Annotated in this window: 14 protein-coding genes; 8 read left to right on the top strand and 6 right to left on the bottom strand. The window is 38.9% G+C overall.

The window, feature by feature from the left end:
- The first annotated feature begins 481 nt into the window (after nucleotides 1-481).
- Nucleotides 482-1,552 carry a hypothetical protein gene (locus NRL14_RS05595; RefSeq protein WP_306724188.1) on the top strand — a complete coding sequence of 357 codons (1,071 nt, stop codon included), beginning with the start codon at nucleotides 482-484 and terminating at the stop codon, nucleotides 1,550-1,552.
- A 475-nt stretch (nucleotides 1,553-2,027) separates the two neighbouring features.
- On the top strand, nucleotides 2,028-3,686 hold the full coding sequence (locus NRL14_RS05590) for a P-loop NTPase fold protein (protein ID WP_306724187.1): 1,659 nt from the start codon (nucleotides 2,028-2,030) through the stop codon (nucleotides 3,684-3,686).
- Nucleotides 3,687-3,770: 84 nt separating this feature from the next.
- Here the strand turns inward: NRL14_RS05590 and NRL14_RS05585 are convergent, their stop codons facing one another.
- The 3 genes from NRL14_RS05585 to NRL14_RS05575 are packed head-to-tail and all read right to left on the bottom strand — an operon-like array spanning nucleotide 3,771 to nucleotide 5,627.
- Nucleotides 3,771-4,382, bottom strand: coding sequence for a hypothetical protein (locus tag NRL14_RS05585; RefSeq protein WP_306724186.1), 612 nt, complete (start codon nucleotides 4,380-4,382; stop codon nucleotides 3,771-3,773).
- The gene (locus NRL14_RS05580; RefSeq protein WP_306724185.1) at nucleotides 4,369-4,977 is read right to left on the bottom strand and encodes a sigma-70 family RNA polymerase sigma factor; all 609 of its coding nucleotides are present in this window, start codon (nucleotides 4,975-4,977) and stop codon (nucleotides 4,369-4,371) included. Before NRL14_RS05580 ends, NRL14_RS05585 begins: the two co-directional genes overlap by 14 nt.
- Nucleotides 4,978-4,991: 14 nt before the next feature.
- Nucleotides 4,992-5,627 carry an energy transducer TonB gene (locus NRL14_RS05575; protein WP_306724184.1) on the bottom strand — a complete coding sequence of 212 codons (636 nt, stop codon included), beginning with the start codon at nucleotides 5,625-5,627 and terminating at the stop codon, nucleotides 4,992-4,994.
- A 146-nt stretch (nucleotides 5,628-5,773) separates the two neighbouring features.
- Between NRL14_RS05575 and NRL14_RS05570 the strand changes: the two genes are divergently transcribed.
- The 3 genes from NRL14_RS05570 (at nucleotide 5,774) to NRL14_RS05560 (ending at nucleotide 7,368) form a co-directional block, all read left to right on the top strand.
- On the top strand, nucleotides 5,774-6,280 hold the full coding sequence (locus NRL14_RS05570; protein ID WP_306724183.1) for a DUF3087 domain-containing protein: 507 nt from the start codon (nucleotides 5,774-5,776) through the stop codon (nucleotides 6,278-6,280).
- A gap of 25 nt (nucleotides 6,281-6,305) precedes the next feature.
- A complete protein-coding gene (locus tag NRL14_RS05565) occupies nucleotides 6,306-6,755 on the top strand; it encodes a low molecular weight protein-tyrosine-phosphatase (RefSeq protein WP_306724182.1) in 450 nt (149 codons plus the stop codon).
- Nucleotides 6,756-6,876: 121 nt separating this feature from the next.
- Entirely contained in the window at nucleotides 6,877-7,368 is a 492-nt protein-coding gene (locus tag NRL14_RS05560) for a DUF3016 domain-containing protein (RefSeq protein WP_306724181.1), read from the top strand.
- 47 nt (nucleotides 7,369-7,415) lie between these two features.
- Here NRL14_RS05560 and NRL14_RS05555 read toward each other — a convergent pair whose 3' ends face one another.
- Entirely contained in the window at nucleotides 7,416-7,706 is a 291-nt protein-coding gene (locus NRL14_RS05555; RefSeq protein WP_002960798.1) for a hypothetical protein, read from the bottom strand.
- A 71-nt stretch (nucleotides 7,707-7,777) separates the two neighbouring features.
- On the opposite strand from NRL14_RS05555, the gene NRL14_RS05550 reads away from it, so the two are divergent.
- A complete protein-coding gene (locus tag NRL14_RS05550) occupies nucleotides 7,778-7,987 on the top strand; it encodes a hypothetical protein (RefSeq protein ID WP_002960797.1) in 210 nt (69 codons plus the stop codon).
- Here NRL14_RS05550 and epmB read toward each other — a convergent pair.
- The gene (gene epmB / locus NRL14_RS05545) at nucleotides 7,984-8,997 is read right to left on the bottom strand and encodes an EF-P beta-lysylation protein EpmB (RefSeq protein ID WP_306724277.1); all 1,014 of its coding nucleotides are present in this window, start codon (nucleotides 8,995-8,997) and stop codon (nucleotides 7,984-7,986) included. The genes NRL14_RS05550 and epmB overlap by 4 nt on opposite strands.
- A gap of 41 nt (nucleotides 8,998-9,038) precedes the next feature.
- On the opposite strand from epmB, the gene efp reads away from it, so the two are divergent.
- Both efp and epmA read left to right on the top strand, forming a co-directional pair.
- Nucleotides 9,039-9,605 (top strand): elongation factor P, encoded by a 567-nt coding sequence (gene efp, locus NRL14_RS05540; protein ID WP_010555265.1) that lies wholly within the window; start codon nucleotides 9,039-9,041, stop codon nucleotides 9,603-9,605.
- A gap of 56 nt (nucleotides 9,606-9,661) precedes the next feature.
- On the top strand, nucleotides 9,662-10,636 hold the full coding sequence (epmA, locus tag NRL14_RS05535; protein WP_306724180.1) for an elongation factor P--(R)-beta-lysine ligase: 975 nt from the start codon (nucleotides 9,662-9,664) through the stop codon (nucleotides 10,634-10,636).
- A gap of 549 nt (nucleotides 10,637-11,185) precedes the next feature.
- Here epmA and NRL14_RS05530 read toward each other — a convergent pair.
- Entirely contained in the window at nucleotides 11,186-13,324 is a 2,139-nt protein-coding gene (locus NRL14_RS05530) for a TonB-dependent receptor (RefSeq protein WP_306724179.1), read from the bottom strand.
- Between the last annotated feature and the right edge of the window lie 5 nt (nucleotides 13,325-13,329).

Here is a 13,329-nt window from a genome sequence, read left to right as displayed (position 1 = left end):
AAAGCCTGCTTAACCGTAGGTTTTTTTGTTTAAAAAAAGCGTACATAGGTTGGGTTGAGTGACACGAAACCGAACTGTTCTACAATGCGGTTTGCACCTATAAAGCTAAGTATATGTATATCTTTTGTAGGCGCATAGCTTGCTAGCGCGTCGGGCGTTAGCCCGAAAAGTTAGATTTAGTATTTACGCACTAGGTTACGCATCAACTACTGATTTCAGAATCATAGTATTAAGCATGACACCTGTGTTTTAGTTATGTATAAAACAAAATCCGCCCTATGCCTTCTTAAAAAGGACTATTCATTTTGATTTGAGGGACTTTAAGTCACAAGCAAACTAATAAAAAGTGTATTTTTGTTATTGTGAGCTTAAAAATTATTTTTAACAATTCTTTACTCTTTTAATTCATGCAGTAAGCAAGTAATGCTGAAACTGATATCGAGTTGTATTATGATTAATTAAAAAAATAATAAGGCTAATAATGAAAATGGATCTAGATTCTAAACAGAGTGCACTTCAAAAAATATCAAAACAAAATGCACTTTCAGCTGCTTTAGGTGCTGCATTCTGGAGTGTTCCTATTTTAGTTCTATGGGCATTTCTGTTTGAGTTAAAACCAGCTGCAGGTCCTGTGATGTTACTCATTAGTGGTGCATTAGTTGGTGCAGCTGTACGGTTTCATGGTCGAGGATACGAGCGTTTATTTTCGCTAATAGGTTTAATTGCTCATGCTTGTATTGTATTTGTAGCGTGGGATTTGCAGATTATTCTTGTTGGTGGCGTTTTAGCGGTTATTTTAGTTGGGGTTTATATTTTTGGCGCATGGGGAGCTGCTTACATATCACGCATTAATGTATCAATGCACGACCATAAAGAATTTGATAAATTATTTGAATCTGGCGATTATCAAAAACAAAAAAAGCTAAAAAATAGATGGTTCATTGTACTTCCTGTCGTTAGTGTTTTAACGCTTGTTGCAGGTTTTATTACGGCAATAGGTATCGTTATTTTTCAGCAACAGCAGCATATTGATATTGAGGTACAACAACATCAGCAGCGTGCCGCTGAATTTCGCAGTAAGCATATTGAAACAAGTAATGAAAACCTCGCCTCTATGAGCACCAAAAAAGCATTAACATATGCTTATGCGTATCAGTCAGGAAGACACTTCGATGAGCGAGGATATTATAAAGGAGCCTACCCGCAAGATAGCTTCCAAGCTTTAGTAATATTACGTTACCTAGCTAATGAAAAGAAAAACCCGCGCGCACAATTTATTTTAGGAAAAATACTTAATAACGAAAAAGGCCAGGCTTTATTATTACAAGCCGAAAAAGCAGGTGATGAATTTGCTATGCTTTATAGTATTTATGAATTTGGCTGTCTAATTGATGCGAAGAGAGGCAAACAGCTTCTAATGAGCTTTGCTAAAAATATAGAAGAGCAATCGGTTATTATTGACATACAGAGTATGAACAGCGACGACTTTAATGATCATTGTATAGTATTAGATAGTACTGAATTTGATTATCGCTATATACGAGATTATTAGTGAGTATTGAATTGAGAAGTATTGAGTTTCAATTCAAATCACTGCTCTAAGGTTTAGTTTTTTACTTGGAGTATTTAAAAACTTTATTTTAGATTTTGTGACGTATAGAGCTGCAGCCAAGAGGTGTTGCCATGGATCCCTTTTTGTAATCTTATCTATGAGCGGCGACGTATTTTCTATTGCATTGGGAGGCCTTACTTACCGGTGTTAAAACACGGCTATCGCCAGCTTATTTGATAACGGTCTGATACTTTTAACATACGTAGATTGAGCAGCACGAAACCCAACGAATCTCCAATGTAGTTTGCACCCATAAAGCCAAGTATATGTATATTTTCTGTAGGCGCATAGCTTGCTAGCGCGTCGGGCGTTAGCTTGAAAAAAATAGAGTGAATAATTAAAAAATTGCACAGAACTCACGTTTACTTATTGATATGTGGCACTATATAAAAAAGTATTATTTAAAAGGAATTAAATGAAAGAATTCAATTGGAGTAAAGCAACTAAGCCTCCATTAGAAGAGTATTTTCCTGCAGATAAATTAGATCGTGCTCGCTACGCCACCTTCTTATCAAGGCTATTGGCTCAAGAGGGGTTTGACGAAAGCAGGCCTGATGATGAACAAAAGAAAAACTATGTATTAAACTTAAATGCTGAATGGGGGGCAGGTAAAACCTATTTTCTTAAGCGTTGGTCACGAGAATTAATAGTAGATTTTCCTGTTGTATATATTGATGCATGGCAGCAAGACTATTCAGACGACCCATTTTTAACTGTAATTGCAGGTATTATAAAGCAGCTTCAACTTCAGGCTAAGTTTAATATAACAATACCTAAAAGCGCCGTTTCAATGTTTAAGGCTGTTGCACCTGCTATTGCACAAGGTTTAACTAAAAAGATATCTGGTATCGATTTAGATGAACTACACACATTACTATTTTCTGATGAAGAAATTGAAAATGACCAAAATCAAAATTCTAATAAGCTGACGGGCAACGACTTTTCACCGGCAGTAAAGGCGCTTGCACAAAACTTAATTAAAGATCATGAAGCTAAAAATAAGAGTATTGAAGTAATAAAGTCTAAGTTAGCTGATTGGGTCAGTAAGTTTGAAAAGCAGGAAGGTAAGTCGTTACCCATATTTATTTTTATTGATGAATTAGATCGTTGTCGCCCAAGTTATGCAGTAGAAATGTTAGAGACGATTAAACATATTTTTGATGTTAAAGGTATTGTATTTGTTGTAGCAACAGATACAGAACAACTCCAACATACAATCAAATCAATTTATGGTGAAGGCTTTGATGCTAAGATTTACCTAGGCCGTTTTTTTAATAGCCGCTATAGCTTAAAACGACCTGTTTTAAAGGATTTTTTATCAGTACATAGTGATACAACTAAATTTGAATCTGGGTACTTAGAAAGTAAAGATATTGAGCTACTCCCCCGCACAGAAACACCGGAAACCGCTTTAGCTAATATCTCAGTTGTTTTAGATGCGTTCCAAGTGCCGCCTAGAACAGCCATTCAAATTACTGAACGCATTACTGCCATTATTGTAAATTTACCAAATGGTAAAAAAGTAGATGTGCTTGTGCTCGCTATTTTGTTTTGTATCTATGAAAAAGACCACCCACTTTATGATGAGATGATAAATGGTAGGTTCAAAAGAACAGAACGAGGTAATGAAAATAAGATCATAGATATTAGCCTAGCTGACTTCTTACAAAAGGATATATCAAAAGAGTATTTATCAGCCGAGTTAATCTATTTTATTGATCCACAGTCATACACCTCTCAATTCCATAACGGCCGCTTCGTTCCTAAATATAATAAGTACTTTGAGGGAAATTATCCTATTCCACTATCTAAATTTATTGAGAATACCTTTTGTAAAATCTTTGATTTACATGTAGATGATTTCTATTTTACTTTTTCTAGTGATGATGATTTAACGGAACTGCAATACGCAGAAGAGGCGTTAGCACAGGATAAAAGAGAAACTTCTCCAGAAGTTACTTTATTATGGCTTGACTATATTTATATCAAAGATGAATACAACAAAATTACGAAAGAACAATATCGTGATTTTATAGAGCTTTCCTCACCATTAGATTACATGGGCGATAGTTAACTATCTCTGTGCAGCGCGAAGCGCCTCTGTGTTCTCGGTGGTAATTTATCTAAATTACCACCAATCTTAACTGAGGCAAACCACCTAAGCCCCACATTGCTTAACCCCAGCGCCCGCATGTTTAAGCGCTATAATCTGCCCTTTACCATTATGCGCCATTGCTAACATATCACCCATGTTTATATCGCTTTCAACTGCGTGCCTTCCTTTTAAATCATTGAGCAGTGACTGCTTAATTTGCACCAGTACCTCGTCATTACAACTGGCTATGTACCAGTCGTTATCTACCTTTACGAGCGTACCGTATTCTATGTGGCGCTGTTGGTGACGGCGTAAATCGTTAGCTAATTGGCTGTCGAGTGCGTGTTTTTGTTCTGTGATGGAGCTTGCGTAGCTACCTGCTTGATTTATTTCGTGGGTTTTTATAAATGAATAGTCGTGAATGTCTATAGTGTTAAATACGGTTTTAGGCTCTGTATTTATTACGTTGTTATTATCAAATACAATAAAGGCGAACACACCCAGTGCGCAGGCAAGGCTGGTTAGCTGCAACGTAAAGCCGAACTTTTTAGGCTTTGTGTGCGTGGCTTTATTAAGTAGCGCTTTTTGCTGAGTGCTTGTAAGTGTAGTGCGCGCTTTTCGCTCTTTGTAATGTTGTGTGAGCTTTTGATCAAGCGGCTCATCAGGCTTGTTCATTGTTTGCTCCTAATAAACGTTTAAGGTTTTGTTTGGCATAGCGCAGCCTTGTTTTAATGGTCTCAAGGTTGCTTTGCGTTATAAGCTCTATGTCGGTGAGCGAAAAGCCTTCTTGTTGCAATGTTATGGCTTCACGCTGTACAAAGGTAAGTTGTTTTAGCGCAGCGTCGAACGCGTCATAACTTATGTTTGAGCTGCCTATATGCGAGTCTCCACTAGTTAAGTCACCACTATTTAAGTCGCTTTCGCTCTTATCATTTTGTGCTGCTAAATACGTATTTTCGTCAAGCTCTACAAAGTGCTGTTGCCTGCGGTATTCGTCAATGAGTGTGTTGCGGGCAAGTTTAAACAACCACGCTTTAGGTGTGGTTTGCGCTTGGTAAAGGTGGCGTTTTTCGATTACTTTTAGCCATGTTTGTTGGCTTATGTCGTATGCTAAATGCGTATTAGATTGCGTAACAAGGTAGTGGTATAAGTCGTTACTGTAGAGGGCAATAAGCTGCTCTAAGTAACGATTGTCGCCACTTTTTGCGTAACTTGCCATGCAGTCCTTGCTTGGCGTTTCAAATAACCATGACTTAATACTTAGTAGCATAGGCGTTTAGTCCGTTAAATAGAGTTATCTAATTTAAAATCGAGTTGTACGGTTTGACCAGTTTGTAATTGTGCCACACCTTCAATTACTTTGGGGCGATATTTCCAGCGTTTAATGGCTCTTATTGCTTCGCGGTCAAAGGTACGTTTTGGCTCGGCGTTAATAACTACTGGGTCGATTACTTCCCCCGTTGGCGAAATACTAAAGCTTAGTTGCACCCAACCTTCAATACCATCGCGCGCGGCTGTGGTTGGGTATTTAGGGTTTATGCGCACTATGGGTGTTGCATCCCCTGTAGGGCGATTAATGGTGTTGTTAATGTCGTCACCAAAATCATCAATTGTAACTGGCGTAAAGTCGCTAATTGCCAACACAGGATCGGCTGATGTATCAAGCGGTGGTGCTTTTGGCGGCACTTTAGGCATTGGCGGTGGCGGCTGTATTTTTTGTATATGCCTGACTTTTGAATCCTCAGGTGCCTGAAAAATCTCTACTATAATATCGCCCCCTGGTTTAACCGGTGCGCGTTGCTCGCCACTTATTAAATATTGCATAAACGCAAAAGCTGCAAAGGTCATTGCGGCGCCGCCAATAACGGCGGTCGATGTTTTAATAAATACTGGGTTGTTAGGTACTTCAAGTGTGTGCATAAGCCGCTCCAAATTAACGCATTAGGGTGTTTTCAAAGCTATAACGGGTGGCAAATCAAAAAGGGGTGAAATAATTTTATAAAAAATCTGGGGTTTAGTTACAATAGCCATTCGCATTCTTTTACTTATTAACTTTTTAGGCTGTTATGCAACTCATTGAAATAAATAAAGCGCGTTACCGTAAACATTTAAACCGTGTTATTGCAGGATGCGGTATTGGTTTGGCTGTAGGCAGCTTGGCTATATCGCAAACGCTGATTGCTTTATTTCCTGATGAAAGTGGTAGCCACTTTCATTGGAACTTAATAGGTGTTGCTATTACAAGCGTTGGGCTTGGGTGGTTACTTCATAAATACCGTACACATAGCTTTATGACTGAAGTTGTTTATGTGTGGGAACTTAAAAAAGCACTTAATAAAATAACCCGTAAAATGGCTAAGTTAAAAGCCGCTGGCCGTGAAGGCAATGCCGATGCGTTATTAGCGATTCATTATAGTTACGCGGGCTCTCGGTTATTGTGGCAGCTAGACGATAATCTAATCACCATGGACGATTTAGCCATTAAACAAGCTGAGCTTGAATCTGTTGCAGCGCAACATAACGTAACGCTCAACGTTGAAGATTATGACGCAAGTATTTTAAAACAGTTTTAGTTTTTAATGTTTAAAGGAGTGTCTAATGAAAAAAATATTAGTTGTTTGTTTAGGTAATATTTGCCGCTCGCCAACCGCAGAGGCGGTATTAAAAGCCCGAGCTAAAAAGCTAGGCGTTAACGTTAAAGTTGATTCGGCAGGGACTATTGGTTACCACGAAGGTAAAACGTCTGATAGTCGCTCAATGGCTGCAGGCGAAAAACGTGGTTATAGTTTTAAAGGTATTTATTCGCGTAAAGTACGCACAAGCGATTTTACTGAATTTGATTTAATTTTAGCGGCCGATACGCAAAACTTAGCTGATTTAACAGCGCAATGCCCTGAGTATTTACAGTACAAATTAGCGTTGTTTTTAGAGTTTGGTGAACAGAGCGTTAGTGCGATTCCCGATCCTTATTACGGCGGTGATGATGGCTTTGAAAATGTGCTTGATTTAATTGAAGCCGCAAGCGACAAAATACTGTCAAAGATTTAAAAGGTATGGTTAAGTTATAGTTAATGAATGACTGTTAATATGCCATTGGTAATTTAGGTATGAATACTGGGCTTATTGCAATTCACTCTATTGTAATTGGTACACCTTTTTGGAGAACGATATGAATTCAGTTAAGAAAATAGCAATGACAATGTGTATAGCACTCCCTGTATTTGCTCATGCTGGGGAGTCTATTGTTAAATGGCATGACTTTAACGATTATCGTGATGTACGAGCGTCGAATCAAGCCAGAGGGTCGTATCATAAACACATTGCAAGTAGCTTTGAAAAACATATGGCTAAGCTTGCTGAGCAGCTACCAAAAGGTTATAAATTAAACGTAGAGTTCACTGATTTAGATTTAGCCGGTGATGTGCGATACGGCGGTATGGATGAAATACGTGTAGTAAAACCAATCTATTTTCCGCGCATTAAGCTCAATTATTCGTTAACAGATAAAGATGGTAGCGTACTTAATAAAGGCAGTGATGTAGAGCTTAAAGATATGGGCTTTATGGATAAAATTAAAATGGGCCGCGAAGAATCATTTTATTACGAAAAACGCTTATTAACGCAGTGGTTTGGTGAACAAATATTACCAATTTTAGATTAACTTAAAATAAAAATGCCGCTAAATAGCGGCATTTCTATTTTTAAGTTTTACTTAAAAGTAGCTAACAGCGTGAGTATTTGCTGTAACTTAATAACGGTAGTTTTAAGTTTTTCTTCATCAAAACCATCGTTAGATAAGCTTTCAACGTCAGCGGCTACGTCAAGAACATAAGGCTTAAAACGTTTAGCTTCAAAGCTAAATCCAGCATCTTGTGCAAATAAGGCTTTAAATTTGCCATGGCCTTGCTGCTGTAATTCATCGAGTTTTTTGTCGGCATCAAGCGCCTGACGATAAACAATTTTTAAATTAGTATTGAGTTGTTCAATAATTGAATCCATGGTTTTCCTAAAGCTTTGTACTGCATGGCCGACATAATACTTGGATTACATTTAAAAGTCAGGTTTGTTATATGAATATATCAGGCACAAGTTTACCCGCTGTTTCCGGCTCAGGCCAAGGCAGTGAGCTTTATAGCGCTGCTTTATCTAAAAAGCAGCAACTAGCAGATGGTGCCGCAGCACTTGCACTTATTGAAGGTGCTGCACAATCGTCAAGTGCACAAACACCGGCTAAGTCGGTAACGGCATCATTGGGTAATAACGTAAATATATACGTTTAAATTAGCTTAAGATCGATAGGTGTTTTGCTTTTTTGACCACCTATTTCTCTAACTAACTTAGGCACTAAAAATCCAGGCAGAGCTTTTAATAGCTCTGCCATTATTTTTATTGCGTCTTCTTCGTTAATATCAAAGTGGCTGGCCCCTTCAACTTTATCTAGCAAATACAAATAATACGGTAATACGTCTGCGTCAAATAACGCTTCGCTTAAATTTATTTGCGCATCGAGCGTATCGTTCACATCTTTTAAAATTACAGCTTGGTTTAAAAGCGTTACGTTTGCTTGTTTAAGCTTTTGCATAGCTGCTTTAAAATCGGAATCTATTTCGTTTGCGTGGTTTATGTGATTAATAAAAATGATTTTTAATGGCGATTTTGCTAATCGCTCACATAACTCATTGGTAACTCGCGCCGGTATAACTACTGGCAAGCGGCTATGAATTCGCATTCGTTTAATTTGTGGTAATTGCTCAAGCTCATCTAAAAACCAGCTTATTGCATCATCTTTGGCCATAAGTGGATCGCCGCCACTTAAAATCACTTCGTTTATATCAGCATCTGATTTTATGTAGCTTAGTGTTTCAAGCAGACTTTTTTTATTAAGTTGGTTTTCTTGATACGGAAAATGCCTTCTAAAGCAGTAACGACAATTTACTGCACAGCCGGTTTTAAACATCACCAAAACACGTGATTTATACTTATGTAAAAGGCCTGGTTGGTCGTTGTCTTGCTCAAGTAGGGGATCTTTATTAAAACCCGATTTAGTCAAAAATTCTTGATGGCGTGGCATTACTTGTAGCAAAAGAGGATCGTTTGGATCGCCTTTGCGTATTTTTTTTATAAAAGGGATAGGCACGCGTACCGGAAATAAACTACGGGCTTTTAGGTCGTTTTCATGGACTTGGCTCGATAAACCGACCATTTCAAGCAAGGTCTTTGGGCAGGTAACTACATTTGCTAATTCTTTTTGCCAGTTTTTATGCAAATTTGCTTCATTTCTTTGTATCATTGGCATGTAGATTACTCGAAAAAATATAAATAGAGGAAACGATGGCGAATTATAGCACCAACGAGTTCAAGGGCGGCCTAAAAATTATGATGGACGGCGAGCCTTGCAGTATCTTAGAAAATGAAATGGTAAAACCTGGTAAAGGCCAGGCGTTCAACCGTGTTCGTATCCGTAAACTTATCTCTGGTAAGGTGCTTGAAAAAACCTTTAAATCGGGTGAATCAGTTGAAGGTGCTGATGTAATGGATACTGATTTAGCGTATCTATATACAGATGGCGAATTTTGGCATTTCATGAACAACGAAACATTTGAGCAAATTGCTGCTGACGAAAAAGCACTAGGCGATTCAGTAAAATGGTTAGTTGAAAATGATTTATGTACAATCACATTATGGAACGGCAGCCCTATTGCTGTTACACCACCTAACTTTGTTGAGCTTGAGATCACTGAAACAGATCCTGGCCTTAAGGGTGATACAGCGGGTACTGGTGGTAAACCAGCAACGCTTAGCACAGGCGCTGTAGTACGAGTTCCATTATTCGTACAAATTGGCGAAGTAATTAAAGTAGACACTCGTAACGGTGAATACGTAAGCCGTGTTAAGTAAGCTTTAACATTGTTTATAAAATCCCAGCTTACGCTGGGATTTTTTTTGGAGAAAATATGTCAGCAGATCTTTGGACCCCAAGCGCAAGCATTGAAACACTAAAACAACGCGCATCGATATTACGTAGCATCCGTGATTTTTTTTATGTACGTGATGTTTTAGAAGTAGAAACGCCAAGCTTAAGTGCTGCCAGTGTAACCGATGTGCACTTAGCTAGTTTTAATACCAAATTTGTAGGTCCAGGGCATGCTGGTGGGCTTCCTCTGTTTTTACAAACATCTCCAGAGTTTGCCATGAAACGCTTGTTAGCAGCAGGCTCAGGCGCTATTTTTCAGCTTTGTAAAGCATTTAGAAATGAAGAAGCGGGTAGCCATCATAATCCTGAATTTACTATGCTGGAATGGTATCGCCCAGGCTTTGATGAATTTACACTTATGGATGAAATGGATGAGTTAATGCAACTTGTTTTAGGTGTCGAGCCTGCAACTAGACTTACTTATCAGCAAGCGTTTGAACAAGCACTCGGCCTCGATCCTTTAACAGCAAGCATAGAGCAATTAAAGCAACTAGCGTGTAAGCAGGGGTTTGCTGATATAGCCCAAAATGAAACGCATAAAGATACCTTACTGCAATTATTATTTTGTATGAAAGTGGAGCCAACAATAGGACAAGAAAAACCGTGTTTTGTTTATCATTTTCCAGCTTCTCAAGCGGCACTGGCACAAATTTGTGAACACGATACACGTGTAGCAGGACGCTTTGAGCTTTATTATAAAAATATGGAATTAGCGAATGGTTTTAACGAACTCACAAATGCTAGTGAGCAAGCTAAACGTTTTAATGAAGATAACGCATACCGCGCTGTAAACGGTTTGAAACAAGTACCAATGGATACACGTTTAATTAAAGCGCTGGAGCATGGATTACCACAATGCGCAGGGGTTGCTTTGGGTATAGATAGGCTTGTAATGCTCGCAACAAATAAAGAAAAAATTAAAGACGTAATCGCGTTTGATGTGCAAAGAGCGTAATGCTGGACTTGTGGGCGCACAGCTTGCTGGCGCGTTAAAGCGAAGCTTTAAGGTCTTTTTATTTGGTTAGTTTAAAGTAATAAGAAGCTTCGCTTCTCACGTGAGCAAGCTCTACGTCTACAACACATTTTATTATTATTTATGTTTGATATGCAAAGAGTGTGATGCTTGACCTGTAGGTGTGAATTTATTTGGCGCTCATGTAATTTAACTTTATAAAAAAGCGAGGTATAAAACCTCACCTACAAATAAACATCAAGCCTGTAGGACCTCACCTACAAATAAACATCAAGCCTGTAGGTGCGAATTTATTTCGCGCTCATGTAATTTAACTTTATAAATAAGCGAGGTATGAAACCTCACCTACAATAAACATCAACCCCATACGCCAAACCTGTAGGTGCGAATTTATTTCGCGCTCATGTAATTTAACTTTATAAAAAGTGAGGTATAAAACCTCACTTACAAATAAAAACACCGCGTTTAATTTAAACGCGGTGTTTTTATTTGCTTGCAGAAAGCTTTCATTTGAAAGCCAACGGCTGTGCTTTACAGATTAAGTGTAAACGTAACACCTGCAACACGAGGCTCACCTAATTGTGTGTAGGTATGCGTTGCGTAACCATCTTGTGGATCGTTACCAAACTCAAAACCACGTGTAGGGACTGTCTCGTCAAACACGTTACGAGCCCATGCGCGAACTGCCCACATGTCTGCTTCGTAGCCAAAGCTTAAATTAACTAAGTTGCTGCTTGGCGCTTGTGAGTTATGACTATCTGAGAAGTAGTAATCGTCCTTACCTTCAACACCAATCATACCGTAAAGCTCACTTGTAAAGTTATAGCGAGCAGTAAAAGCATACTGGTATTTAGGTGACTGTGCTTGCTCACGACCATCTTGGTTTAAAGGGGCTTGATAGATATTAGATCTAGCAACAAAATCGTCTATTTCAGTATTTAAGTAACCAGCACTACCTGTTAAAAACAGGTTATCGGTTAGTTGGTAACTACCTTCAACTTCTAGTCCGTAATTGCTGCCAGAACTTGCGTTATCAACATAGCTGGTAAATTGTTGATCTTCTATTAACCATCCTTTTAACTGCATGTTGTCACGATGCATGTAAAATGCGGCTAAGCGAAGTGTAAATTTGTCATCAAGCGATGAACCTTTAACACCAAATTCGCCACTCCATAAATATTCAGGGTCGAAGCTGGTGTGCTGCTGGAGAAAATCAGCGCTTAGGTTTAAGCCTTCATCTTTTGCTTTAGCCAGTGCTTCTGAATTAATACCGCCAGCTTTGTAGCCACGCGTAATGCTGGTGTAGATCATCGTACGATCAATTACCTGATACTCTAGCGCAATTTTACCGCCAACCATTACATCGTCAGTATCTTCTATAAAGCCATTGCTATCGGTGTAGTCACCTTGGTATTGCTCTACACGTAAACCAGTAATTAATGTAGTTTTTGGACCAATTGATGTCTCTACTTGGCCATAAATCGCAGTATTACTTACTTCATATCGAGAATTAAAGGTTTGGTATTCAGAAAATTTTCTACGTTGACGGTCAAGGTCTACATCACGCACTTGGTAATATGCCCCCAAGACCCAATTTTTTAATTTTCCACTGAGCTGTAATTCAGCTGCTCTATCATCACGATCGCGATAGTAAGCGTCTTCATAGCTGTATCCATCTGGATGTAAGCCAGCAGCACATAACTTTGGCTCACTTGAGTCGTTACATACCCAGTCTTCGTCAAAGCTGTAAAGTAATTCGGTATCAATAGCCGATAGGTTTAGATTTACATCAAAAGCGTCAAAACCCGTGTAAGTATTCTTGACACCTATAGCGTAGCTTTCTTGATTATCTTGGCCTGGTTCATCGGCAACACTATTGCGGCTGTTATCAAGCGTAAACGCATCGTAACCATTGTTTATGTCAATATAGTGAAGGTTTAACTCAGTATTTAAATGCTTTGTAAGCTGACTGTTTATTTTAAAGCGGGCTACTTGTTCGTCTTGATTTTGTGTTTCGTCATTTAAGTACAAGTTATCTACGTAACCGTCTGACTTTCTGCGAAAGTAGCTAACGCGTGCGCTAGTGTCATCTGTTAAACCAGTGCTTGCTGCAATACCTGCTTCGCGGGTGTTGTACGTGCCAGCACCTACTTGTAATTTTAAACTTGGATCGCTCGTGGCTTTAGCTGAACCCATTTGGATCATACCGGCCATACCGTCTGCGCCAAAGCGTGTACCTTGTGGGCCACGATAAATTTCTACTTGGTCTATATCAAATAATAATGAGCTGCCACCAAGACCAGAATAGTTAATACCATCAATAACTAAGCCTACAGATGGATTAATAGGGTCTACAAATTGTGAGCGAAGTCCCACGCCACGAATTTGGATGTAACGACCACGCGACGCTCCAGATGCAAAATTTACATTGGCGGCACTGCCTAACATTTCGTCTAAGTAACTTGCACCACGTAGATTAATTTCTTCTTCGCTGAATAAGCTTGCGCTTGCGCTTAAGGTTTGAATGCTTTCGCGTTGAAAATCGCCAGTTACAACAATTCTTTCTAGGTTGCTATCGTCAGCGTTAGCTGCAAGTGGTGCACCAAGCAGCGGTAAAAGTGCTGCGGTAATTAAAGACAAACGTAAGTTCATTAGGTTACTTAACTCCATTTTAG

Source organism: Pseudoalteromonas sp. 20-92, assembly GCF_030847595.1.
Lineage (GTDB): Bacteria > Pseudomonadota > Gammaproteobacteria > Enterobacterales > Alteromonadaceae > Pseudoalteromonas > Pseudoalteromonas fuliginea.
This window is presented reverse-complemented; position numbering and strand designations above follow the sequence as displayed.